This is a genomic window from Hominisplanchenecus sp. (assembly GCF_046967715.1).
Classification (GTDB): Bacteria; Bacillota; Clostridia; order Lachnospirales; family Lachnospiraceae; genus Hominisplanchenecus; species Hominisplanchenecus faecis.
The window spans coordinates 12,479-37,211 of record NZ_JBKVNQ010000021.1; the positions used below are offsets into that span (position 1 = coordinate 12,479).

Sequence of the window (24,733 nt, forward strand, 5' to 3'; positions counted from 1 at the left end):
GAAATATGTCATCTGATGTGAAAGTCACAGTTATGGAAAAATGTCAGTAAAAATTCCTATGGAAAAAATAAAACATATATTCCATAGAAGAAAAGTAAGAGAACGAATATAATGATCCCAAGTTGTTTGAAGGAGGAGATCATTATGAGTAGTCAAAGAAAGGCAGAAGCTGCGACATCAGAGAATATCGTAACAACAGAGACATCCAGTCTGAGTGATCTTTGGAAAAAAGAGGATTGGCTGGCAGTATGGATCGGATTTATCATCATCGCAGTCGGTGCTGTGGCCGTGATCACAGGAGCATTTGATTTTAACGCTGCAAAATTCAGCACCTGGGGTCATGGAACAAGTTTTTTTGAACAGGTAAACGCAGGATTTTTCGGAAAACTGATTCTGACAGTGGCTGTACTTGGAGTACTGTTTACTGTTGGAAACCACCTGAAGGGATTATCCGTTAAAAAATACCTTCCGGCATTTCTGGGACTGTTTCTTCTGGCAGTTCTGGTAAGATTTATCAGTGCCGAATATACCTTGAACCGATACTTGGAATGGGCATTTTTTGCAATCCTGATCGGAATTCTGGTATCCAACACCATCGGAGTACCGGCATGGCTGAAGCCGGCGATCCAGACAGAATTTTATATCAAAGTCGGACTGGTGATCATGGGATTTTCCGTACTGTTTTCCAATATTGTTAATTTTGGACTTTACGGACTGGGGATTGCATGGATCGTAACACCGATTGTCATTCTTTTCATGTGGTGGTTCGGAACCAGGGTTTTAAAAATTGACAATAAACCGTTTGTCATTACCCTGGCAACCGCAACCTCTGTGTGCGGAACGTCCGCAGCGATCGCAGTCGGAGCAGCAAGTAAAGCAAAGAAAAATGACCTTTCACTTACTGTATCTATATCAATCATTTTTACAGTACTGATGATGGTATTTGAGCCGGTGCTGATCCGTGTAACTGGTCTTGGAGAGCTGATAGGCGGTGCCCTGATCGGTGGTACTGTCGATTCAACCGGAGCAGTAACCGTAGCAGGTACTGCACTTGGTGAAACAGCACAGACGGCTGCAGTCCTTGTAAAATCCATCCAGAATATCCTGATCGGATTTATCGCATTTGCAGTTGCAGTATTTTTTGCAACAAAAGTTGAAAATAACGGAGAAAGCAGCAGAAAAATCGGGGTATCCGAAATCTGGTACAGACTTCCGAAATTTATCCTTGGATTTTTTGCCGCTTCCTTAATCGCATCTTTTATAGCAGTTCCGGCATTCGGAAAAGAGAGCGTTTCATCCATCAACAGCGTACTGGATCAGTATAAAAACTGGGCATTTGTTCTGGCATTTACAAGCATCGGGCTGGAAACAAATTTCCGTGAGATCAAAGAACAGTTCCAAGGCGGAAAACCACTGACACTTTATGTAGTTGGACAGTTGTTTAACATTGTTCTGACTTTTGCGGCAGTATATCTGCTGCTGAGCGGAAAATTCTTCCCGTTGCCAAATCTGGCATTATAAGGAGATGCAGACTATGAAGAAAAAAACAGGAAAAAAGAAAAATCTGTTTTCTGTCGTAAATTATACCGTTCTGGTGCTGACGGTCATTGCAGCCGTTTATATCATGGCAAATGGTCTGGGACTGATCGACAGCCTGGACTTTGGAGCAGGGGCATATTATTATGCGGACATTCCACAGTTTGCAAAATATGTAGATGGATCCTGCTACACATCACCGGTTTCCATGTGGGCGCTCATTGCACTGTTCCTGATCTGGGGATTCTTCATGTATAAACTCTGGGGATGGATTGAGAAAAAAGATAAGTAAAAATAAGGTGAAAGAAAAATTTCAAAAGAATAAACAGACGTCAAAAAAGTCGCAGAGTATGACACTCTGCGACATCTTTTTTTTCTCGTATTTTCCATGATAAATGATATTTTCTCAATTAGCAAGATAAATTTTCTTAATAAAAGCATAATAAAAGAGAAAACAAAAACAAAAAAATGTATTTTAATGTATTTTGCAGGCGAATCTGTGATTTTCAGCAGTCATACAAGCAGTCAGATATGAAACAGGATAACAGGATTTTTAGTGTCCGCTTTGCAAATTGGAGGAGAAAAAATGGCAAAAGGAGAAAATATTTTTAAAAGAAAAGATGGAAGATGGGAGGCACGCTACATCAAAGGCTATGATAAAAATCGAAAAATCCAGTATGGATTCTGCTATGGACATTCTTATCGGGAAGCCAAAGAAAAAGTAAATCATGCAAAATTACAGATAAGTCATGAAAATTTTCCCGGAAAAAGCAACAGAAAAGAGTCTGAAAAATTGCTGACGGAGAGTATATGTATTTCATGGCTGGAAGTAAACAGAAATAAATTAAAGTATTCTTCTTATTCGAAATACAAAGTAATTCTGGAAAAGCACCTCTTACCGGAATTCGGGTTGTATCTTATTTCAGAAATCACATCCGAACACATTGCAGATTTTACGAACCGACTTTTGAACCAAGAATGTCTGGCAATCAAGACGGTGAGGGATATTTTGCTTCTGCTTCATGCGATACTTGTTTATGGATGCGAAAAAAGCAATGGAACATTCACTCCGGTTCGGATCGTATATCCCAAAGAAGAACGAAAAGAACTGAGAGTGCTTAGTCAGATGGAGCAGTTAAGACTGATGCAGTATCTGGAAAAGGATATGGATCTGTACAAGCTTGGCGTTATGCTTGCAATCACAACAGGACTTCGAGTCGGTGAAATCTGTGGATTGCGTTGGGAAAATATCTCATTTGAAAATCATACGTTGTCTGTGAAAAATACCGTGCAGCGGGTTCGGAACAGTTCCATGGAACCGCAGAATCGAAAAACAATGGTTGTGATAGGGACACCGAAAAGCCACAGTTCCATGCGAACGATTCCGCTGACGGATGGCGTTTTCCGATTCTGTGAAAAATTTCAATGTGCGGACAAAAGTGTTTTTATACTGACCGGAAATCATTCTTTTATTGAGCCGAGATTGCTGCAGCGAAAGCTGAATGAATATTACCGGCAATGTGAAATAGCAGATGCTCATTTCCATACACTCCGGCATACCTTTGCTACCAGATGTATCGAGGTAGGATTTGACGTAAAAACGCTCAGTGAGATCCTGGGACATTCCAGCACCGTGATCACGATGAACCGCTATGTTCATCCGGATCTGAATTTAAAACGCAAAAATATCCAGAAACTGGAAACGGCAGGATTTGGCTGCACCGTCAGATGAGCAGTCAGAATATTTTCAGATGCCGGTAAATATCGTGGAAAATCGTCTGAAAGTCGCAGAGTGTCATACTCTGCGATTTGGAAGAGAAGGAAGAAAGAGGAATCCGAAACTGGCAAATATCAGGGAGTATTATAAAAATGAAGATTGCTAGACATCAGATTTTTGAAAAAAAAGAAAAATATTTTGTTATACTTCTGGTACTGGCTGTTGCTGCTGTTATCGTTACCTTTGTGGGAGGTATATCGAGATGGACGGTGGAAGGAAATGTTGTCCGGCGAGTGAACGACGAATCACAGTTTCTGGCAAAGCAGCAGGCGGAACTGATCAATAAAGTGATAGAGGAGCAGTTTGATAAAGTTTCTACAATTTCCGGTATGATGGAAAAAGGACTGTCCTTTTATGATGAGAAAGACAGAAAAATACTGCAGGCATTTGTTGAAAAGAATAATATACGCACGCTGGGATATATTGATAAAAAGGGGAATGCCATAGATTACAGGGGAAAAGTGATAGGTGATGTTTCGGATCGTACATATTTTAAAAATGTGATTACGGGAAAAAGCAGGTTTGTCTGTCAGTATCTGGAAACAACAGAATTTGGAGATATACCAAGAATTATATTCTCCACTGTGTTTTATGAAAATGGAAACATAAAAGGTGTTGTTTTCTACAGTAAAGATACAGATTTGCTCCGAGAAAATCTGTTTCAGCAATCTATGTTTGATGATATGGAATGTTCGGTTGTTGTTGACCGTGACGGTGATATCATCGTGAAAAATGAACGTGCAGAAGAAAAACATCCGACAGCGGATAATATCAATGATATCTGTGAAAATTCAAATAAGCTGATGCAGCATTTCAAATCGGTACAAAGCGGGAGTATTTTATGGGGCGATGATAAAGAAAAAGTTTTTTCTTATGCATCGATAGAACAGAATGACTGGTATCTGATCTGTCTGGTCGATACAGATGTGGCACGCCATGAGTATGCACCGAACCTGATCGCAATCCGCAGATCAATCACACTTTTGGCTACGGCATTTCTTTTCGGTATATTCTGCTTTGGCGTACTGGTTATTTTGCGGTTCAGGAACAGCAGTAAAGTAACTATGGAATACAAAATGCAGTATGAGAGGGTGCTTGGTCTGCTTCAGAAAATGAAATGCATGCTTCTGGAATATGATATCAAAACAGGAAAGATCCTTACGAACCATTCTTTTGATGCGATGTTTGGCGAAGGGCTGAGGGATGATTTTTTTGAACGGATACCGGAACATAAAGCAAGACATCCGGAGTTTGATTATGATGGTCTGATCCGGGAATTAAATCATGCGATCGAGTATAAGGTGACGACTTCGTTTGACTCAATCTACTGTGCGGATAAGTTCTCCTATAAAATGCTGTCCATCGTTATGATGCCGTTGATCGAAAAGGGACAGGTCACGAATGTATTTGGAAGTATCCGCGAGACAAGTGCGGAACATTTGCAGATGAAAGAAAAAATTGATATGTTCAGCCAGATTCCGGGCGGAACCTATCGCTATTATCTCAGTGAGCCTGTTCATCTGGAATATGCGGGGAAAAAGCTCTGCAAAATGATAGGATACACCGTGGAAGAATTTTATGAAAATGTCGGGCGGTATTACAGCAGGATCATTGTAAAAGAAGACCGTAAAAAGTACAGAAGATTTATACAGGAAGCGGCTTCTTCACCCGGAGTAAGAGGATGCAGGTACCGGATTCAATGCAAAAACGGTGAAATTCTTCCGGTGCTGGATACAATGGAGTCTATTCAAAACGATTCCGGTATTATGTATGGATATTCCGTGGTGCTTGATATTTCCGAGTACGTGAAGCGTCAGAATATTGTACGTCAGGAGCTGAAACAGTTAGAACAGAATCTGGAAATGATGCGTGTACAGAATTCTACAAGCCAGATGCAGCCCCATTTTCTGTACAATGCACTCAGTTCGATAAGAGAAGTCATTCTGATCGATCCACAGTATGCCTCCAATCTGATCTGTGATTTTACGGTATATCTGAGGGCGTGTATCAAGACCATGCAAAATGGTGAGCAGATTTCGATACGGCAGGAAATGGACAATATCAAAGCCTATGTAAATATCGAAAAAATGCGAATGGGAAATCGCCTCAATGTCACTTATGACCTTACGTCGGAAGAATTTCAGGTTGTGCCGCTCAGTATCCAGCCGCTTGTGGAAAATGCGATCCGTCATGGAATCTACCGAAAAGGCCGCAAAGGAGGCACAGTAAGCATAAGGACGGAAACCCTGGAGAAATACAACCTGATTACGATAAAAGATGATGGTGTGGGATTTGATTATCAGAAAGTGCGGGATGAGGTAGAAAGAGGAGAAAGAGATTCCATCGGACTTGACAATGTTATTTTCAGGCTGAAAAAACAGCTGCATGCCAACATTGTGATCAAAAGCGAAATCGGTGTCGGGACAGAAATTGCAGTCAGCGTACCAAGAGAAAGGAAAAAAGAATGAGAGGGATCATAGTTGATGATGAACCATTGATGATCGAAGCTTTTAAACGTCTGAGCAGTGGAATAGAAAATTTAAAGCTGGAAGGAGCATTTGAGAGTGCAGAAGAAGCGATTGAGTTTTCAGAAAATCATTCCTTTGAAATCGCATTTCTGGATATAGAACTTCCGGAAATGAACGGGATCGAATGTGCGAAAGCACTCAGAGAAAAAATGCCGGGGATTCTGATTGTTTTTATTTCTGCGTACGATGATTATCTGCGGGAATCAAATCAGATTGGCGGAGATGATTACATTGTCAAACCTTACCGAAAAGAAACCATCGAAAAAACGATGGATAAGATGCGGCTTCTGGTACAGAGACAGAAAAAAAGTGTTTATGTTCAGATGTTTGGAAGGTTTGGCATCAAAAAAGATGGTGTTCCCATACCTCTTCGGGGAAAGGCAAAAGAAATACTGGCACTGATCCTCGTTAAAAGAGGAAAAGAGATCAGCAATGAAGAAATCTACAATACCATATGGGAAACACGGGAGTACAGTAACGTATACATGAAAGTGTATTATAATGCACTGAAGCGTCTGAAGGACAGCTTGAAAGAAAATGGCCTGGCAGATATTATTTTTTCAACAGCGAGAGGGCAGATGGCAAATACCGATATCTTTGACTGTGATTACTATTCCTGGCAGGATGGAAATGCAGATGAAAAAGAACGGTTTGAAGGTGAATTTCTCTCAGAGTATTCCTGGGGAGAGTACATATTGGGAAATATGCTGAATGATTATGAAGTATGACTGTATCAGTGACGAGATTTCATCTCCCATCCGATATAGCCCCCGTCGGATTGCCGAGGAGTACAGAAGAATATGTCATGCGATGCATTCTTGAATTTTAAAATTGAGAGGGAAGCGGTAAGTATCTGAAAAGGTATTTACAGCTTCTCTTTTTCTTTCCGGTAAATCGGAAATCTGTTGGTATGACGTTGGTAGGAATTGATTATAATCATCAAAAAGAAACATGCTGATTAAAAATAATATAAATTTAGAAAACGAAAAGGATTTTCCTGAAACGGAAATTTATAAATCGGAAAGATACGAAAGAAGGAGGCTGAGGAATAATGCGTAGGCATTCACCAAAAAAGTATGATTTGCTGAAAAGAATACTGGCTGTATGTATGGTTTTCTTGTTGATTGTGAGCGTGATGAATCCAGTCTTCGCAAGTGAGACAATGGAAAATGACCAGACTCCAAAGGAGCAGATGCAGGCAGCAGAGAGGAGCCTGGAGGTTGTACAGGAAAGTGTTCAGACAGAAAGTGCACAAAATCATACGGAGCAAGATCAATCGCAGCCCAACGAAACAGAACAGCAGGAAACAGCAAAAAAAGAGACAGAGAAACCTGAGACCGAAGCGAAAGAAACAGAACAAAAAGAAACGAAAAAAAGTGAGCCGGAAACTGCCGACAGATCAACGGAACAGTCGGAAACACAAGCTCAGAGTGCTGCCGAAAAACACGAGTCTGAAAAAGAAACGCAGAGTGAAACACAGACAGAAGAAACGAATATCAATTCAGAACAGATCCAGAAACAGTTTAACCGCCAGATGAAAGCTTTTATGTCGCTGGCGGTCTGTGATGATGTAAAAACACAGGAAGTGACGAAATCTTTTACGGATCTTTATCCGCAGTATGCAGATTACAGCGGAGAGATGGAAGGCGTTTCCGTGGAAAAAGCATGGACAGGAGATGCCGAGTATAACCGCCCGGATTCGATCACACTGGATCTGTACCTGGATAATCAGGTGATCGACAGTCTGACTCTGACAGCAGAAGACGACTGGAAAGGAGCGTTTGCCAGCCACTATCCGGCTTATAAGGTGGATGCGAAAGGCAATTATGTGCTGGATGACAAAGGCGAAAAAGTAACGCTTAATTATCAGGTGAAAGAGCGGGCTGTAAAAAATTATGCGACAGCATATTCCCAGAGCAGACATCAGACAACCGTGGATTCTTCGAATGTCCATCTGTTTGTTCCGGCAACGGAACTGAAGGCAGGAGAACAGTATCTGATTGTCAGCAGCAGTCAGGTCGGTCAGCAGAAGATCTACCGTGCAGAAGCATATCAGACCGACAAGATGCTCAGTTCTCAGGTTACTGTAACAGATAAAAACATCAAAGATAAAAACGGAAATTCTTATCAGAACTATATTTTTATAAATGACGGGGATAACAGTTACGACGGACTTCTCTGGAACGCATATGATGCCGGAAATAATCGTTTTTATATGTTCAGCAATGTTTATGAGATCTGGGGACAGTGTCACGGTCTAATCCAGATGGCATCCACGCAGAAAAAACTCTCCTGTCCGCATGTCGGTACATTGGGGGCAGGAACGGATGTTACGACACAGGGATTTTATAATGCAGGAAATGATGCTTTGGGGAATGCTTATAAAACAGCATCCAGTTCGGAAAATCTTTATTTTTACAAAGAAGTGACACTGCCGGACGGTGCGTTTAACAGCTGGCAGACGGAAGCTTTTGTAAGCAATCGCTACGATCCGCCGATCACGGTAGATCCGGATGGCTCAACGGCATCGGAAAAAACAGATCTGGCGGTGAGCAAAAACTGGGAAAACGATACAGAGAGTGACCGACCGGAGAGCATTACTGTTCATCTCTATGCAAATGGAGCTGATACCGGAAAGACACTTACTTTAAACAAAGCAAACAACTGGTCCGATTCCTTTGAAGAACTGGATGTTTATCAGGCAGGAAAGAAAATTTCTTACAGTGTGAAAGAAGATGTGCCGGAGGGATACAGCGTCAAATATCAGTACAGCAATACAGACAGTACCGCAAATACCGGAAATGATGATTCTGAGCAGAAAGGTTACTGGGTGCGTACCGATAAACTGGTTGACGGAGAGACTTACCTGATCGTGACCTCACCGGGAACCGGAAATGTGACCGGCATGGAAATCAAAAGTGGCGGAGGCGGATTCAGCTGGACGCCCGGTAATGGAGCAGGAACGATCAAAGTAGATGGCCCGATCACCATCAATGGACAGACCTACGGAACGCATATCACGCAGGAAGAAGCAGCTCAGCATAAAAGAATGCAGTGGACGGCTCATGCAAAAGGAGCGTATGCGGCAAACCAGGTTGGATATCATAACTGGTTTTTACTGGAAAGTGTGTCGAATCCCGGCTGTTATCCGAAATTTAACGGTCAGGGAGATATATCGGACGGAACGGCACACGAGAGCCTTCTGTATTATGGACTGCAGTGGAAAACCGGAAAAGGGCAGAATGGATATGTTGCATTGGATGAGAATGGAAAGGAACAGAAAAGAACACCGACAGTAGAGAACTATCCAAATGATTTCAGCTATGTTTTAGGAGCGGCAAATGATTATTTTCTTCTGACAAACAATCATACCGGTGATGCAAATGCACAGACGGCACAGACCTTTTATCTTTATAAATTTGTTCCGGTCAGCGGTCCGTCCGCAACAATCACGAACACGAAAATAACAGAAGTGACAAGCCTGAAGGTATCAAAAAACTGGTCAGATAAAAACAATGAGGCAGGCAAAAGACCGGTATCCATACAGGCAGAACTTCTGAAAAATGGAAACGGAACCGGGATCATAGCAGAACTCAGTGATAAAAATAACTGGACCTATACGTTTGAAAAATTGCCAAAACTGGATGAAAGAGGCAAAGAGATTCACTATTCGGCAAAAGAGTGCAGTGTTCCGGAAGGCTATACCAGTTCGATCATTACCGGAACCGTTGACGGAACAGAAGAAGTCATCACCTATTCTTATGCCTGGGTACCGGTCACAAAAATGCAGGATGGAAAGCAGTATATTCTCGCAGCAGGTATGAAAGGTACACAGACAACCATCGGAGCCTCGGCTGGCAAGAGCACTTTATCCGGACCATCGGTAGCAGTCAGAACAGATGCGGAGCTGACGGATGAAAATAACAACAGTTACAGTGCTTATATCACAGACAAGGATGCAGCAAATCTGACGCTTTGGACAGCACATGTAAATGGTAGCTATGCGACACTGGAAAATAATGGAAAATATTTTCAGAAAGGAAAAGGAGACCTGCAGGATTCTTCAAATAAAGCAACCAAACTGCAGTATGACGATGGGAATCACGCATTAAAAAACTCAAATGGAAGTTACATGGCTTCCAATGGCGATTTCAAGCAAAAGCGTCCGGACGCGATCACGTATCTTTATGAGCGTGTCAGAATTAAGAATACAACAACCATGGATACAACTCAAAATGTTACGACGATCACAAACACTTATAAAGAACCATCCGTGATCACGATGCCGGAGACAGGAAAAACCAACAGATTTCAGATAATGCTGCTGGGACTTGGATTATTAGTAGGGGGAACCTTATTGATGATAAATAATAAAAACAGAGGAGTGATAAATAAGGAGTGAGAAAAAAACGGAAAAAGTGAGTAACGAAAGCAAAGTTGCATAATGACAAGACGATGAAAAAAGAATTGGAGGTACAATATGAAATCAACGACAAAAAAGATGTTTGCGTTTTTATTATCCGTTATCATGGTGCTTGCAATGACGGTTACAGCGTTTGCGGCAGATGAGGGTACAGGTACAACAAAGAGAACTACAGCAAATCTGAATATTACAAGATCAGAAAATGCACCAAATGCAACCTTTAAAGCATATAAAGTTATGAGTGCAAAACAGGTAGGCGAAGATTTATTTACCTACACAGTGGAAGATGCATTTAAACCATTTTTTGAAAACGGAGCAAATGGTTATACATTAAATGGTGATAACGAAATCCTGAAAGACGGAAAAGCAGTAACTGATGACGGTGAATGGGCCAATACAAATAACACGACAGCAGCAGATCTGGCAGCAAAACTGGAGAAATTTGCAATTCAGGCAGGTATTACAGCAATGAATGTCCCGGCAAATGATCTGCCTATCGGATATTATGTAGTGTCCGAAACAGCAACCGCAGATAAAGCACAGGTTTCTTCCAAACCGGTTCTTGTAAATCTGGTAAAAGATGTAAATATCACACCGAAGGATTCTAAGACAACGCTTGAGAAAAACATTCTGGAGGGCGATGCTGAAACACCGGTAAAAGAAAATACGGCAAGTGTCGGTGATGAAATTAAGTATGAAGTGACAACTTCTATTCCGACTTATGCAGCAAATGTAGATAAAACAAAACTAGTCTTTAAACTGACTGATACATTTACTCGTCTGGACTACCAGAAAAATCTTGAAATCTATGTGGGGGATGATGGCCAGAAACTGGAAAAAGACACAGATTACAAGATGACAAAGGAGACAGACAGAGAATTTGTTGCCGAACTTACAGCAGATGCAATCCTTGCATATCAGGGTAAGACACTGACATTGAAATATACTGCAAAATTGGCTGAAGATGCAGTGATCGGATCAGAAGGAAACCCGAATGATATTCACCTGGAGTATACAAACAATCCGAATCAGGAAAACTACACAGGAACTCTGGATGACAAAGTAAAAACCTATACTTATGGATTTAAGATTCGCAAAGTAGATAAAAATGATGAAACAAAGGATATGGCCGGTGCTAAATTCGGAATTTATGACAGTACGGGTAAAGAACTTGGAATTTATACATACGGTGAAAATGGAACCATTGAAAAAGCAGAAGGACTGATTATCTCTGATGTTACAGGAAATTATGCAACAATCACAGGTTTAAAAGAAGGTTCTTATACTATTAAAGAGTTACAGGCTCCAAACGGATATTCCATATTGGAAAATGATGTAGTGGTTACTATTGAGGATGTAAAAACAGCAGATGGAAAATTAAGCGGAAAAGGAAAACTTACTCTTACACAGGGTTCCACATCCAGTGACGCAGTAGTTGAAGTAAATCAGTCAGCTGGAACAGCAAGTGTTGATCTTGTAGTCAAAATTTTCAATGTCAAAGGCATCAGCCTTCCGGAAACCGGTGCAAAAACCGCAATGTACTGCTTATTTGGCGGTGCAGCACTGATCGTACTTGGCGGTTTCTATTTCGGACTGGAAAAACTGTTCAGCCGTAAAAGACAGTAATTTCCAAACAATTCAAATAATATAAAAGTTTCCAAGAATTCACAGAATCCGGGGTGCTTTCGTGCATCCCGGAATTTTCAAAAGGAGCAGACATGGTAAAGAAGATCAGACATTTGATTGCAGTTCTTATCATTGTGGGCGGTATTGTACTGGTTTGTTATCCGAGTTTTGCAAGTTTCATCAATCAGCAGTTTGCCAATCGGGAAATTGCGGACTATAAAAATGAGATGAAGGACAGCAGTGAGGAGGAACTGGAAAAAACCATGCAGCTGGCATATGAATACAATGCGACACTTCCGGGTGGATATCCGGCAGATCCGTTTACCGGTGATAACATTGCAAATCTGAAAGGAACAAAATTTGAAACATTCTGGATGGTTCAGGCGGAAGCGATGCTGGGCTATGTGGAAGTTCCTTCCATCAGTGTCTATTTGCCGATTTACTATGGAACCTCTGAAAAAGTATTGGATGAAGGTATAGGCCTGCTTGCAAACACATCACTTCCGGTAGGAGGAAACGGAACGCATGCCGTCTTATCTGCTCATACAGGAATGGCATCCAAAAAACTTTTTACCGATTTAAATCTGGTAAAAGAAGGGGATATTTTTTTTATACATGTTTTGAATCAGAATTTTGCGTATCAGGTTGATCAGATCAAGGTAGTATTGCCGGAAAACACGGATGATCTTTATATTGAAGAAGGGAAAGATTATGTGACACTGCTTACCTGCACGCCGTTTGGCATTAATGACCATCGGTTACTGGTACGTGGAGAACGGATTGATTATGATTTCAGCAAAAACGATACGATTGCAGTCACGCCCAAAGTTGTCGTAGATAATTATCTGTGGGCTTATGTAACTGGAATTACCGTTGTGCTTATTCTTTTTATCGGATTTTGGAAAAAGAAAAGATCTGGTAGAAACAAGAAAACAGAGTGAGGTGGGAAATTTGAAAAAACTTCAAAAAATAATAAATAAAACAAGTATATTTCTGGGATTATTCATTATAGTATTTCTGCCGCTTCATGTTCAGGCACAGGAATATTCCGGAACGATACAGGTAGAGCAGACAGACACCGATACAAAAAACCCGGTTCAGGGAATCAAACTGGCATTGTATAAAGTCGCAGATCTTGAGGCAGATGGAGCGTATAAACTGACAAAAGATTTTCAGGATGCAGATGTTGATCCAGATCATCTTTTTGAAAAGAAAATTTATAATAAAAATGTAAAAAAATTAGACGAGTATATTGAGGAAAAGAAATGCTCTGCAATAAGCAGCAAAGTTACCGGAGCAGATGGTATCGTCAGCTATACAGAACTTTCAGACGGCATTTATTTTATAAAGCAAAATAATTCAGCAGAAGATTTCAAAAAACTGGGATATTCTTATGAAACAGATTCCTATCTCGTTGTGCTACCGTGGATGGATGAGAATGAAAATGTGACAAGAACCGTAAACTGCAAACCGAAAGGAAAGATCGTCTATCCGGAGGATATCGAAAATCTGATCGTCTATAAAGTCTGGAAAGATGACAATGACAAAGCGGGAAAACGCCCGGTTTCCATTACCGTGGGACTTTACCAGAATGGAAAACTGTTCGAAAAAGTAACGCTGAATGCAAACAATAACTGGACTTATCAATGGAAAAATTTAAGTAAAAAAGAAAACTGGAAAATAGAAGAGCTTGCTGTTCCGTCAGGTTATACTTCGGAAATCACTGCGGAAGGCAGCACTTATACGATCATAAATACATGGACACCACCGAGCCCGCCGTCTACTCCGCCATCCAATCCTCCGGTCAAAACAGGAGATACAACAAACATTACATGGTATGTCCTGATGCTTGGCGGAGCAGCGGTTGTATTGGCAGGGTTGTGGGTTTACAGAAAAAAGAATAAAAATTAAAGCAATTTGCAGAGAGGGCAGCATGTAAAAGTGCTGCCTTTGTTGTTGAAAAAATTTGTTTGTTTAACAGTGATAGTGGGGTACAATGAGGGAGAGTGTGATGAAGAAGTTAAAAAAGCAAAATATTATTATATATTGCATTTGAAATGGTCTGGAAAGGAGAAGATATGCTGAATATTTTTTACGGAGATATGAAAGAAGCAGTGTATAACACGGCGGCTTACTTTAAATATGATTATGAAGATAGCTGGATTATAGATCCGTTTGTAAAAGAAATGATTTTAGATGTAGAGTTGTTTCGACAAAACGATTAAAATATGATTTTGAAGTCCGTCGGAATCTGACCATGATCCTGGGGACAGTGCGACCGGGAAAACTACATTGATTGATATGATCAGAGATTACGTGATTGCGACCAGAGAATCTCTGCCTTCTTTACCATATAGTGTTGAAGAGATTTATGGAATCCGAACTTCTGGAAAATATGGTATCTTGAAGCAAAGTTATCATGAATTTTATCGATTGTATGGTGCAGATATCCGGAACAACAGCAGCAGCTGAGACAAAAGGTATTCAGACTTATGAAGACGGAACAAAGACAGGTGTAGGTGTCACCTTAAAACATTTTGCATTTAATAATCAGGAATCTGAGCGTTTTAACAACAACTCTGTTATGTCCGAGAGAGCAGCCAGAGAAATCTATCTGAAAGGATTTCAGATTGCAGTAGAGAAAGCACAGCCGGATTATATTATGTCTTCTTACAACAGCATCAATGGCGTTCAGACATTCCTGCATTATGGACTTCTGACGGAAATCCTTCGAAACGAATGGGGATTCAGAGATTTTGTAATGACAGACTGGAATCCAATGGATAACTTTACCGGAAGACGCGGCCTGAAATATGGCAAGATGGTGGATACCTTTAAAAAGGTTGCAGAACCAAAAGGAAAACTGGATTACACCGATTTTGATGTGTGTGCAAGAGCACAGTTGATGTATGCAGGAAATGATTCAGAAATGCCGGGTGCTGCGAATTATGGTGTGACAAGTCCGAATACCGAGCTGGTTTATAAAGGCTTAAATGCCAATATTGTTGATGAGAATGGAAATGCTCTGATGCGTCTTGGTGATCTTCAGAGAAGTGCGATCAATATGCTGAATATGATTCTTCAGACAAGGATTTTCCAGACAGATTTCTATGAAAAAGCACAGGCAGATGCGAAAGATAAAGCAGCAGCAGAAACAAAACTGAAAGCACTGGAAACACTGAAATTCCAGTCTGTAAAAGTGAAACTGAAGTCAGTAAAGAGCAATGCAAAGAAAACAGCGAAAGTAACAGTTCGAAAAGTTGACGGTGCTGAAAAATATCAGATCACTTATTCAACAAAGTCAAACTTTAAGAAGGCAAAAACAGTAACGGTGAAAAAAGCAAGTGCATCAGTCAAAAAATTCAAGAGCAAAAAAACTTACTATGTAAAAGTAAGAGCACTTAAGACGATTGCAGGAAAAACAGTTAAAACCGGTTACAGCAATGTAAAAAAAGTAAAAGTCAAATAAATACAAAACCATAAACTTTCCTACGTGGATTTTCAGGAAATCAGGCCGCACCTCACGGAAAAATCTGTGAGGTGCGGTCTTTGCCGTGTTATAATGATACCAGAAGATATGACTCTGGAACAGTAATATTGCGGTGTCAGAACGGATAGTAAAATGAGCGTGCTCCTCACCCACTGCTTATTACTTTTCGCAATTGAAGCAGGGGACTTACTTGATTTGATTAAATAAAAATTTACAACCACCCATCTAGTGTGATAAAATGTGAAAGAATTATGATGAAAAAAGTCGAAAAACAGAGAAATTTCAATAACCTATAAAAGAGAGGAAGCACAAATGATCACTGTAAAAACTTATCGAGGACATATTCGCAACTGGAAGGAACTCTGTGCAGAGCTGGAGATTGATCCGGCACTGCCAAGAGAAGAAAAAGAGCAGGAAATTCTGGTAAAAGCATACCAGAAATGGGGAGGCGAGATGGCAGACCATATCTATGGTATGTTTGCTTTTGCCCTGTGGGATGAAGAGGAGAAAAAGCTGTTCTGCTTAAGAGATCAGTTTGGAACAAAACCGTTCTATTATTACCAGACAGAAGACGGTGAACTTCTGTACGGCACCATGATCCGTGACATCATCGGACAGCCGGGATTTAAAAAAGAGCTGAATGAAGAGATGCTCCAGATCTATATGAGCCTGACCTATGGTGCCGGTGAGGATACCTTTTTCAAAGGTCTGAAAAAGCTTCTGCCGGGACGTTATCTGATCTGGAAGGATGGAAAAGTGGAAATTCACAGATACTGGACTCCAAAGTTTCAGCCGGACGAGAACAAATCTCTGGAAGACTGGGCAGATGAGATCCATTCTACGCTGAAATCCATCATGCCGGAAGTAAAGACAGAGGACGAAACCGTAGAATCTTTCCTGTCAAGTGGGGTGGATTCTTCCTATGTACTGGCAATGTCAGATGCAAAGATGTCCGATTCCTGCGGTTATGATGAAGAACGATTTGATGAGTCACGTCTTGCAAAAAAGACAGCGGAACTTCTCGGAAGAGAACATTCTGTCTGCAAGATCACACCACAGCAGTATTTTGATATCGTACCATATGTTATGTACAATATGGAACAGCCGCTTGGAGATGCATCTGCGATCGTATTTACCATTGCCTGCAATGCAACCGCAGAACACACGAAGATTTGCTATTCCGGAGAAGGTGCGGATGAATTCTTCGGTGGTTACAATATGTACCGCAATGCAGAACGTTACGGTGAAAATCTGAAGACATTTTATGTCGGCAATACAAACATCATGAAGGAAGATGAAAAGAAGAAAATCCTCAAACACTACAATCCGGAAGTTCTTCCGATCAATCTTACGCATGAAATCTACAAAGAGACGGAAGGTCTTGATCCGCTTACAAAAATGTCCGATGTTGATATTCAGATCTGGCTGGAAGGCGATATCTATCTGAATGTAGATAAGATGAGTACCGCAGCAGGGCTGGAAATCCGTATGCCGCTTACAGATCGCCGGATCTTTGATATTGCATCAAGAATGCCGTCCCGTTTTAAAGTCAACGAAGAGCAGAACAAAGTGGCATTCCGTACCGCAGCAGCAAAAGTACTCCCGGAAGAGATCGCATTCCGTAAGAAACTGGGATTCATTGTGCCGATTCGTATCTGGATGGCCGATGCAAGATACAATCAGGATGTACAGCGTCTGTTCCACAGTGAGATCGCAGAGAAATTCTTTGATGTAGATGCGATCAACGAAATTTTCGATGACTATGTAGGAGGTAATTCCGATAACTGGAGAAAAGTATGGACGATTTATACCTTCCTTGTATGGTATGAAGAATATTTTGTAAAAAGATAATCCTTAAATGACATTTTTCCCCCTGTCTTCTGGTAAAAGCAGAAATGATAAGCTGGTTTTATCAGAAAAAGAAAGACCTGTATTAAATGGAAAAACTCCATGAAATACAGGTCTTTTGACTCTGGCATCCTATTGTGTTTTCAAGATTTTGTTTTTTACATTCTTTTACTTCATAGAAGCTACTTTATCGAACTCATCCTGAACTTCTCTGGAAGGAGCCGGTGTCAGGAGACTTACGATTACGTTTACTGCAAGACCAAGAAGGAATGCAGGAAGCAGTTCGTAAATACCAAGTGCACCGCCCATCGGACGGATCAGAAATTTCCATACAAATACCATAACGCCGCCGCTGACCATTCCGCAGAGAGCACCCTGGAATGTGGAGCGTTTCCAGAACAGTGCCAGCAGAACAAGCGGTCCAAAGGAAGCACCAAAGCCTGCCCATGCAAAGGATACGATCTGGAAAACAGAACTGTCCGGGTTACGTGCGATAAATACACCGATCAGTGCGATAACAAGAACGGTGATACGTGCGATCAGCATACCGGTCTTTTCGCTCATGTCTTTCATAAATACTTCTTTCAGAATGTTCTGAGAAGCACTGGAAGAAGCAGCGAGCAGCTGAGAGTCCGCAGTTGACATGGTAGCTGCCAGGATACCGGCGAGGATCAGCCCGGCAATGATCGTTGCCAGAACACCATGTTTGGAGATCAGATCTGCAACAACCAGAATGATGGTTTCCGGATCTTTTAAAGTCGGAAGGACATCGGCTTTTGTCATAGCATTTCCAATCACACCGATAAATACGGAAACAGCCATGGAGATCACAACCCAGACGGTTGCAACTCTTCTGGAGAGTTTCAGTTTGTTTGCATCACCAATCGCCATAAAACGAAGCAGTACGTGAGGCATACCGAAATATCCAAGTCCCCATGCCAGTGTAGAGAAAATCTGCAGCAGGCTGTAAGGAGAAGCTGTTCCGGTAGCGACATCGTGCGTGTGCGTCAGGCTGAAGTATCCGGCCATGGATTTTGCATTGTCCATAACGGCACTGAAACTGCCGACTTTGCTGATACCAAAACCAAATACAACAACGATCGCGATCGTCATAACAATACTCTGGACAAAGTCTGTCGTACTTGCTGCGAGGAATCCGCCCAGTGTGGTGTAAGCTACGATAACGATCGCACTGATCAGCATTGCCGGCAGATAATCCATTCCGAACAGGTTTGCAAACAGCTTGCCGCAGGCTGCAAATCCGGAAGCCGTATAAGGTACAAAGAAAATGATGATCAGCAATGCTGCAATCACGGAAAGAATACGTTTGTTATCTCTGTAACGGTTGGAAAAGAACAGAGGCAGTGTCGTAGAATTTCCGCAGACATGCGTATAATTACGAAGTCTCTTGGCAACAACAAGCCAGTTTACATAAGTTCCGATTGCCAGTCCGATTGCAGTCCACGCTGCATCAGCCGTACCGGACAGGTAAGCAACGCCAGGCAGTCCCATCAGCAGCCAGCTGCTCATGTCAGAGGCCTCGGCACTCATGGCGGTGACGAGCGGTCCCAGTGTACGTCCGCCGAGATAGAAGTCATCTGTGGTCTGATTCTGTTTTGCCAGAACCGCACCGATACCTACCATCGCAGCCAGGTAGACCAGGATTGTGATCAACATTAGAATCTGTGTTACATCCATTTTAAATCCTCCCTAAGTTTCTGCAGTTTGATGTTGTCATTCACATATGCGGAAAATGAAACATCCGGTTTATGATTAACGTTCCGTACGGAAGAGCAGTCGAAGCAGTCTTTGTACGGATTGTTTGTCAGTTGAGACTTTAACACAGTGCAGTGTCAGCGACTCAAAATGACACTATAAACCAAATATTAACACAATTTAGGCGAGGCTACAATAATAAAATACTAAAAACCTGTTATAAAAAGCCCGATATTTAAAAAAGTTACGGTCAGAGCGGTAATCCATAGAACGATATTCAGGCGTCTGCTGTTTGCATATCTGCCCATTACCCTTTTAGAAGAAGTCAGACAGATCTGTGTGAAGATCGTAATCGGGAGTTGAACGGCAAGCAGCATCTGTGAATAGATGAGTCCCTGGAACGGCGAAGAAATAAACAAAATGATCACAGCAGCCGGAACCATTGTCACCAGAATCCCCAGTTTTGTTTCTTTACCGGAAGTATCATAAGGCTTGTTAAAAATACCGGAAAAAATCGTACCGCCTGCCATTCCGGCTGTGATGCTCGAAGAAATCCCGGAAAGCAGCAGAGCGACTGCAAAGACCAGTGATGCCATATTCCCAAGCAGAGGAGCGAGCATAGAACCGGTGACTGCAAGATCGTCAACAGTCGTTCCATTTCCATTCTGATAAAAACTTGCTGCCGCCATCAGGATCATGGCACTGTTGATCGCCCAGCCAATGATCATGGAAAACAGCGTGTCACGGAATTCATATTTCAGCTGCTTTTGAATTACAGCATCATCCGCAAGAGACCACTGGCGGCTCTGAATGATTTCAGAATGCAGAAACAGATTGTGCGGCATCACAACCGCACCGAGCACACTCATGATGACCGGCATGGAATGGGCAGGAAACGAAGGCTTTACCCAGCCGATGGCAGCCTGTTTCCAGTCGATTCCTGCGATGCAGATCTCAAATAAAAATGAAAATCCGATCAGCGAGACAAAAAGAATGATCAATTTTTCAATCCGCCGGTAGGCATTGGTAAACGTACAGAACAAAACGATCACGAGAATCAGCAGACTGCCTGGTTTGATCGGGATTGAAAAAAGCATCTGCAGAGCGATTGCACCGCCCAGGATTTCCGCCATAGCTGTGGCAATCGAAGCAATCATTGCCGTAGACAGAATGATGTTCTTGAGAATTCGGTTGATGTATGTGCTGGCAGCCTCCGAAAGACAAAGTCCGGTAACAATGCCGAGATGGGCGGCATTATGTTGCAGAAGGATCAGCATGATCGTGGAGAGCGTGACCATCCACAGAAGCTGATAGCCATACCCGGAACCGGCGGCAATGTTCGAAGCCCAGTTCCCGGGATCGATAAAACCGACCGTGACCAGAAGTCCCGGACCAATGTACTTAAGAAAATTTAGTGGCTGCTTTTTGTGTTTCTGTATCATAAAATACTTCCCCTTTTCCACTTCTTTAAAGAATATGCCCGCTTTTGCAGAACAGTGAGCAGATTCCCTCAGAATCTTGTTGCAGGTATCATATAGCAGTACCTGTAGTTTTATGAAGTTAGTTATAACTAACTCTGTGCATTTATTATATGCATCGAAACGGAAGCTTGTCAAAAGAATATTCGCTTGTTGCGAAAAATAGACGAAAACCGTATAATTATCAGGTAGATAATTTAAATGAAATTTTCCGGACGGAGCCTTAAATGTTATGAGCAAGTAGCAAAGCGGATTGCGAATATCCGCTTGACAATATATAGAATGAAAAGGAAGGAAAACAAAAAATATGGTTACAGGGGAATTAAAAAATAAAGTAGACGGTTTATGGGAAATTTTCTGGACAGGCGGACTGACAAATCCGCTCGATGTGATCGAACAGATGACCTATCTTATGTTTATCCGCGATCTGGATGATTCAGATAACGTACATATGAAAGAAAGCATTATGCTTGGTCTGCCATATAAAAGCATATTTGAAGAAAACGTAACAATCGGAGACAGAAAAGTTCCGGGGAATCAGCTCAAGTGGAGCGTATTTCACGATTTTCCGGCTCAGAAAATGTATGCAAATATGCAGGAAAATGTGTTCCCGTTTATCAAAAATCTTCATGGAGATAAAGAGAGTGCCTATGCAAAATATATGGGAGATGCGATCTTTAAAGTGCCGACACCGGTCATGCTGGATAAGATCGTGACTGCCATGGATGAAATCTACGAAAAAATGGAGCAGTTAAGAAGTGAAGATGTCCGGGGAGATATTTACGAGTATCTGCTTTCAAAACTGGCAACTGCCGGTGTAAACGGACAGTTCCGTACACCGCGTCATATCATAAAAATGATGGTAGAAATGATGGATCCAAAAGCCGATGACCTGATCTGCGACCCGGCCTGCGGTACCTCCGGATTTCTGGTAGAGTCCAGTGAATATCTGCGAAAAAAGAAAAAAGCAGAAGTTCTGTTTAATGCAAAAAACAAGGAACACTATATGAATCATATGTTCCACGGCTACGATATGGACAGAACGATGCTGCGTATCGGAGCAATGAACATGATGACACACGGTGTCAGCAATCCGAATATCGAATATCGAGACAGTCTTTCCGACCAGAACGAAGATAAAGAAAAATACAGCCTGATCCTGGCAAATCCACCATTCAAAGGAAGCCTGGATTATGATATTGTATCGGCAGATCTTCTGAAAGTTTGCAAAACCAAAAAGACAGAACTCCTTTTCCTGACACTGTTTGTAAGAATGTTGAAAACAGGCGGAAGATGTGCCTGCATTGTACCGGATGGCGTACTTTTCGGTTCGTCCAAAGCCCATAAAGATATCCGGAAAGCAATCGTGGAAGAACAGCGACTGGAAGCAGTGATTTCCATGCCGTCTGGTGTGTTCAAACCATATGCCGGAGTTTCTACAGCGATCCTGATCTTTACGAAAACCGGGCATGGCGGAACAGACAAAGTGTGGTTCTATGATATGAAAGCAGATGGACGCAGCCTGGATGACAAACGTTCCGAAGTCAAAGAAAACGATATTCCGGATATCATCGCAAGATTTAAAAATCTGGAAGCAGAAAATGACCGTAAACGAACCGACCAGTCTTTTTTCGTAGAAAAACAGGAAATCGTAGACAATGCCTATGACCTTTCCATCAACAAATACAAAGAAATAGAATACATTCCGGTAGAATATCCGCCAACATCTGAGATTATGGCAAATTTACGGGCACTGGAAAAAGAAGTACAGGAGAGCATGGCAGAACTTGAAAAAATGTTAGGAGATGAGATGGCATGAAAATAGAACATATCGCAATGTATGTAAAAGATCTTGAAAAAACAAAAACATTTTTTGAAACCTATCTGAATGCCAGAGCAAACGCTGGTTATCACAATCCGAAAACAGACTTTCGCTCTTACTTCCTTTCCTTTGACGATGGGGCAAGACTGGAAATTATGAATAAGCCGCAGATGCAGGATTCTTCGAAAGTCCTTACACAGACCGGATATATTCACATTGCATTCAGCGTCGGAAGCAAAGAAAAAGTAGATGAGTTGACAGCAAAATTAAAAGAAGATGGCTATGAAATCATCAGCGGTCCACGGATAACCGGAGACGGATATTACGAGAGTTGCGTAGTGGGAATCGAAGGCAACCAGATCGAGATTACTGTGTAGCAAAGTGATTTTCACGCTCCACACAGCTAAAATATAGAATATCAACAGAGCAAATCCCACGAGTGTAAAATTAACTTTGTGGGTTTTGCTCAATCCATTTTTGAATGGTTTTTAAATCAATTTTTAAAGCAGTAGCAATTTGCTCAACAGACAAGCCAAGATCAACTAAGGAAAGAGCATCTTCCCTTTTAATATTTTCGGTAGCTGTTTTGATACCATCAGCTACCCCGGCCTCATATTCCGCCTTACGGAGTTTGCGTTCTTCCAGTTCTTTATCATATTCAAATATACTCATGGAGATCACCTCTGCTTTGTTTGCACGAAGGAAGTCGGAAAGAATGTTGTCATGTATACATTCATTAACAGCCTGTTCAACCGCTTCGTTTAATTCAAAATCTTTCGTGTATTTGCGTACAAGATTTAGTAACTGTTCAATACTTTCACAGTTACAATGCAAAAATCCATCCGAAATTGCTTCGCAATGGGATTTTTGCACACCTGAATCATGTTCTTACGGTCTCAGCAGCAAGTGCTTCGACCTGTGCTGAATGGTTATGTATATTTTTTTAAATCTGTGCATATTCCTTTAAAGTTTGGCATTGTTCCATCAGTTCTTTATTATGCCCCTCATTGATATTCAGTGTCAGAACTTCCAGTTCCAGCTTTGGATCACCGGATTGGTTTTCGAAAGCTTCGGATAAATGGTTTACCCAGTAGTCCTTTTTCTTTTCCAGACCATTGTAAAATACAATAAATTGCGGTGCCGGTATTTTCTGTAATACAGAAGAATAGAGAGATTTGTGATCTACTAATTTCTGGTATTCACTGGAAATATAGAATAAATCACGCAGCGGCATATTTGGATTGTAAGTAGACTGATGTTCATACAGAAATAAGTCGGTATCAACGATAAAAGCCAGGTCATTTTTCATACCCATATAAATGGCATTTTCCAGTGTCACAATCTCAAGTTTATCCGGATCATCATAATGTGAACCGCTGATTGCGTTATAAAGAGACAATAAATTTTTTCTGTCAGAGAACAGCATACGGAATACAGTGTCTTTGTACATCCGGTTTGCTTTCAGCATTTCATTTTGCACCATAGAAGTAGCTCCTTTGGCAGGAGTATACAAAAGTGTGGTGGATATGCAGTCTGCTAATCGGTCAACATTTGAAACTCCTGCTTTTTTATTAATTTTGAAAGAAAAGCATGAATTTTCGAAATGTGAAATAGATTAATAGACAGCACAATGCCAAGAACGTTAAGAAAATATGCGTTGCTGTTATACTAACACATAACTCTTTTTAAATCAATAGAAAATGAAAAATATTAAAAAGACAACATAAACAATAAGCAACTGCAACAAAACAAAGGAAACGGCTTGCACAAGGAACTGAAAAATGTTATTCTGGAATAAAGTATAGACATGGAAACAAGAAACAGTAAAACAGAGATACCTTTGTTTAAGGTAAAAGACGAGAAAATTCATATTTGCAGTGCAGATGAAACTGCAAGGTAAATGTGGGGTTATGGGGATGATTATAGATGGAAAAATTATGGAAATATAAAAAAATTGGAGAAGTATGTATTGTTGAACGTGGTGCTTCACCACGACCAATTGATAAGTATATTACGGATAATGAAAGTGGAATTAATTGGATAAAGATAGGTGATACTTCAGATTCCATATATATAACTGAGACTGCTCAAAAAATTATTGTAGAAGGTATGAAGAAATCGAGATATGTAAAGCCGGGAGATTTTTTATTATCTAATTCTATGAGCTTTGGGCGACCATATATACTGAAAATAGATGGATGCATCCATGATGGTTGGCTTGTGTTAAGAGATGAAAATGCATTATTTGATAAGCGTTTTTTGTATTATTATTTAAGTTCGAAAACTACCTATAAAAAATTAAAGTCTATGGCCGTTGGTGGAGTGGTGAACAATTTGAATAGTGAAATGGTGCGAAATGTGATCGTGCCAGTTCCTGATAAAGAAGAGCAGTCTGAAATAGCGGATTTGTTTGATAAAATTAAAAAGATTTTAGATGACAGAAAACAGGAATTAGAACAATTAGACACTCTTGTCAAATCCCGATTTGT

The 24,733-nt window shown here is 41.1% G+C and carries 18 protein-coding genes and 1 pseudogene; 15 read left to right on the forward strand and 4 right to left on the reverse strand.

The window, feature by feature from the left end; translation table 11 throughout:
- Nucleotides 1-144: 144 nt before the first annotated feature.
- The 12 genes from ACLTL4_RS04605 to asnB all read left to right on the forward strand — a co-directional run bounded on the left by ACLTL4_RS04605 (nucleotide 145) and on the right by asnB (nucleotide 17,231).
- Nucleotides 145-1,521: a YeiH family protein gene (locus ACLTL4_RS04605; protein ID WP_215658797.1), complete on the forward strand. Its 1,377-nt coding sequence runs from the start codon at nucleotides 145-147 to the stop codon at nucleotides 1,519-1,521.
- 13 nt (nucleotides 1,522-1,534) lie between these two features.
- Complete coding sequence (locus ACLTL4_RS04610; protein WP_022118418.1) at nucleotides 1,535-1,828, forward strand: hypothetical protein; 294 nt, start codon at nucleotides 1,535-1,537, stop codon at nucleotides 1,826-1,828.
- 294 nt (nucleotides 1,829-2,122) lie between these two features.
- Entirely contained in the window at nucleotides 2,123-3,268 is a 1,146-nt protein-coding gene (locus ACLTL4_RS04615; protein ID WP_412291381.1) for a tyrosine-type recombinase/integrase, read from the forward strand.
- 137 nt (nucleotides 3,269-3,405) lie between these two features.
- The gene (locus ACLTL4_RS04620; RefSeq protein WP_412291383.1) at nucleotides 3,406-5,781 is read left to right on the forward strand and encodes a histidine kinase; all 2,376 of its coding nucleotides are present in this window, start codon (nucleotides 3,406-3,408) and stop codon (nucleotides 5,779-5,781) included.
- Entirely contained in the window at nucleotides 5,778-6,569 is a 792-nt protein-coding gene (locus ACLTL4_RS04625; RefSeq protein ID WP_412291384.1) for a response regulator, read from the forward strand. Before ACLTL4_RS04620 ends, ACLTL4_RS04625 begins: the two co-directional genes overlap by 4 nt.
- Before the next feature lie 380 nt (nucleotides 6,570-6,949).
- On the forward strand, nucleotides 6,950-10,243 hold the full coding sequence (locus tag ACLTL4_RS04630) for a Cna B-type domain-containing protein (protein WP_412291385.1): 3,294 nt from the start codon (nucleotides 6,950-6,952) through the stop codon (nucleotides 10,241-10,243).
- A gap of 78 nt (nucleotides 10,244-10,321) precedes the next feature.
- Nucleotides 10,322-11,890: a SpaH/EbpB family LPXTG-anchored major pilin gene (locus ACLTL4_RS04635; protein ID WP_412291386.1), complete on the forward strand. Its 1,569-nt coding sequence runs from the start codon at nucleotides 10,322-10,324 to the stop codon at nucleotides 11,888-11,890.
- Nucleotides 11,891-11,982: 92 nt separating this feature from the next.
- Entirely contained in the window at nucleotides 11,983-12,831 is an 849-nt protein-coding gene (locus ACLTL4_RS04640; protein ID WP_412291387.1) for a class C sortase, read from the forward strand.
- A 10-nt stretch (nucleotides 12,832-12,841) separates the two neighbouring features.
- The gene (locus tag ACLTL4_RS04645) at nucleotides 12,842-13,801 is read left to right on the forward strand and encodes a Cna B-type domain-containing protein (RefSeq protein WP_412291388.1); all 960 of its coding nucleotides are present in this window, start codon (nucleotides 12,842-12,844) and stop codon (nucleotides 13,799-13,801) included.
- Nucleotides 13,802-13,968: 167 nt separating this feature from the next.
- Nucleotides 13,969-14,115: a DUF4869 domain-containing protein gene (locus tag ACLTL4_RS04650; RefSeq protein ID WP_412291389.1), complete on the forward strand. Its 147-nt coding sequence runs from the start codon at nucleotides 13,969-13,971 to the stop codon at nucleotides 14,113-14,115.
- Between the two features lie 194 nt (nucleotides 14,116-14,309).
- Nucleotides 14,310-15,359, forward strand: a complete 1,050-nt coding sequence (locus ACLTL4_RS04655; protein WP_412291390.1) for a glycoside hydrolase family 3 N-terminal domain-containing protein — start codon at nucleotides 14,310-14,312, stop codon at nucleotides 15,357-15,359.
- A 333-nt stretch (nucleotides 15,360-15,692) separates the two neighbouring features.
- Nucleotides 15,693-17,231 (forward strand): asparagine synthase (glutamine-hydrolyzing), encoded by a 1,539-nt coding sequence (asnB, locus tag ACLTL4_RS04660; protein WP_173865492.1) that lies wholly within the window; start codon nucleotides 15,693-15,695, stop codon nucleotides 17,229-17,231.
- 165 nt (nucleotides 17,232-17,396) lie between these two features.
- Here the strand turns inward: asnB and putP are convergent, their stop codons facing one another.
- Together putP and ACLTL4_RS04670 are read right to left on the reverse strand one after the other, a co-directional pair.
- Nucleotides 17,397-18,926, reverse strand: coding sequence for a sodium/proline symporter PutP (gene putP, locus ACLTL4_RS04665; protein WP_412291392.1), 1,530 nt, complete (start codon nucleotides 18,924-18,926; stop codon nucleotides 17,397-17,399).
- A gap of 224 nt (nucleotides 18,927-19,150) precedes the next feature.
- Nucleotides 19,151-20,386 carry an Nramp family divalent metal transporter gene (locus ACLTL4_RS04670; RefSeq protein ID WP_412320285.1) on the reverse strand — a complete coding sequence of 412 codons (1,236 nt, stop codon included), beginning with the start codon at nucleotides 20,384-20,386 and terminating at the stop codon, nucleotides 19,151-19,153.
- Between the two features lie 343 nt (nucleotides 20,387-20,729).
- On the opposite strand from ACLTL4_RS04670, the gene ACLTL4_RS04675 reads away from it, so the two are divergent.
- Complete coding sequence (locus ACLTL4_RS04675; RefSeq protein WP_147632793.1) at nucleotides 20,730-22,241, forward strand: class I SAM-dependent DNA methyltransferase; 1,512 nt, start codon at nucleotides 20,730-20,732, stop codon at nucleotides 22,239-22,241.
- Complete coding sequence (locus ACLTL4_RS04680; protein ID WP_412291393.1) at nucleotides 22,238-22,621, forward strand: VOC family protein; 384 nt, start codon at nucleotides 22,238-22,240, stop codon at nucleotides 22,619-22,621. The genes ACLTL4_RS04675 and ACLTL4_RS04680 overlap by 4 nt, the downstream gene beginning before the upstream one ends.
- Before the next feature lie 70 nt (nucleotides 22,622-22,691).
- Here ACLTL4_RS04680 and ACLTL4_RS04685 read toward each other — a convergent pair whose 3' ends face one another.
- Both ACLTL4_RS04685 and ACLTL4_RS04690 read right to left on the reverse strand, forming a co-directional pair.
- On the reverse strand, nucleotides 22,692-23,117 hold the full coding sequence (locus ACLTL4_RS04685) for a helix-turn-helix domain-containing protein (RefSeq protein ID WP_147632795.1): 426 nt from the start codon (nucleotides 23,115-23,117) through the stop codon (nucleotides 22,692-22,694).
- A gap of 76 nt (nucleotides 23,118-23,193) precedes the next feature.
- Nucleotides 23,194-23,727, reverse strand: a pseudogene (locus ACLTL4_RS04690) (hypothetical protein); the annotation flags it as partial.
- A gap of 443 nt (nucleotides 23,728-24,170) precedes the next feature.
- Here ACLTL4_RS04690 and ACLTL4_RS04695 point away from each other — a divergent pair.
- Nucleotides 24,171-24,733: restriction endonuclease subunit S (locus tag ACLTL4_RS04695; RefSeq protein ID WP_412320286.1), on the forward strand; the 563-nt coding region annotated here is incomplete at its 3' end.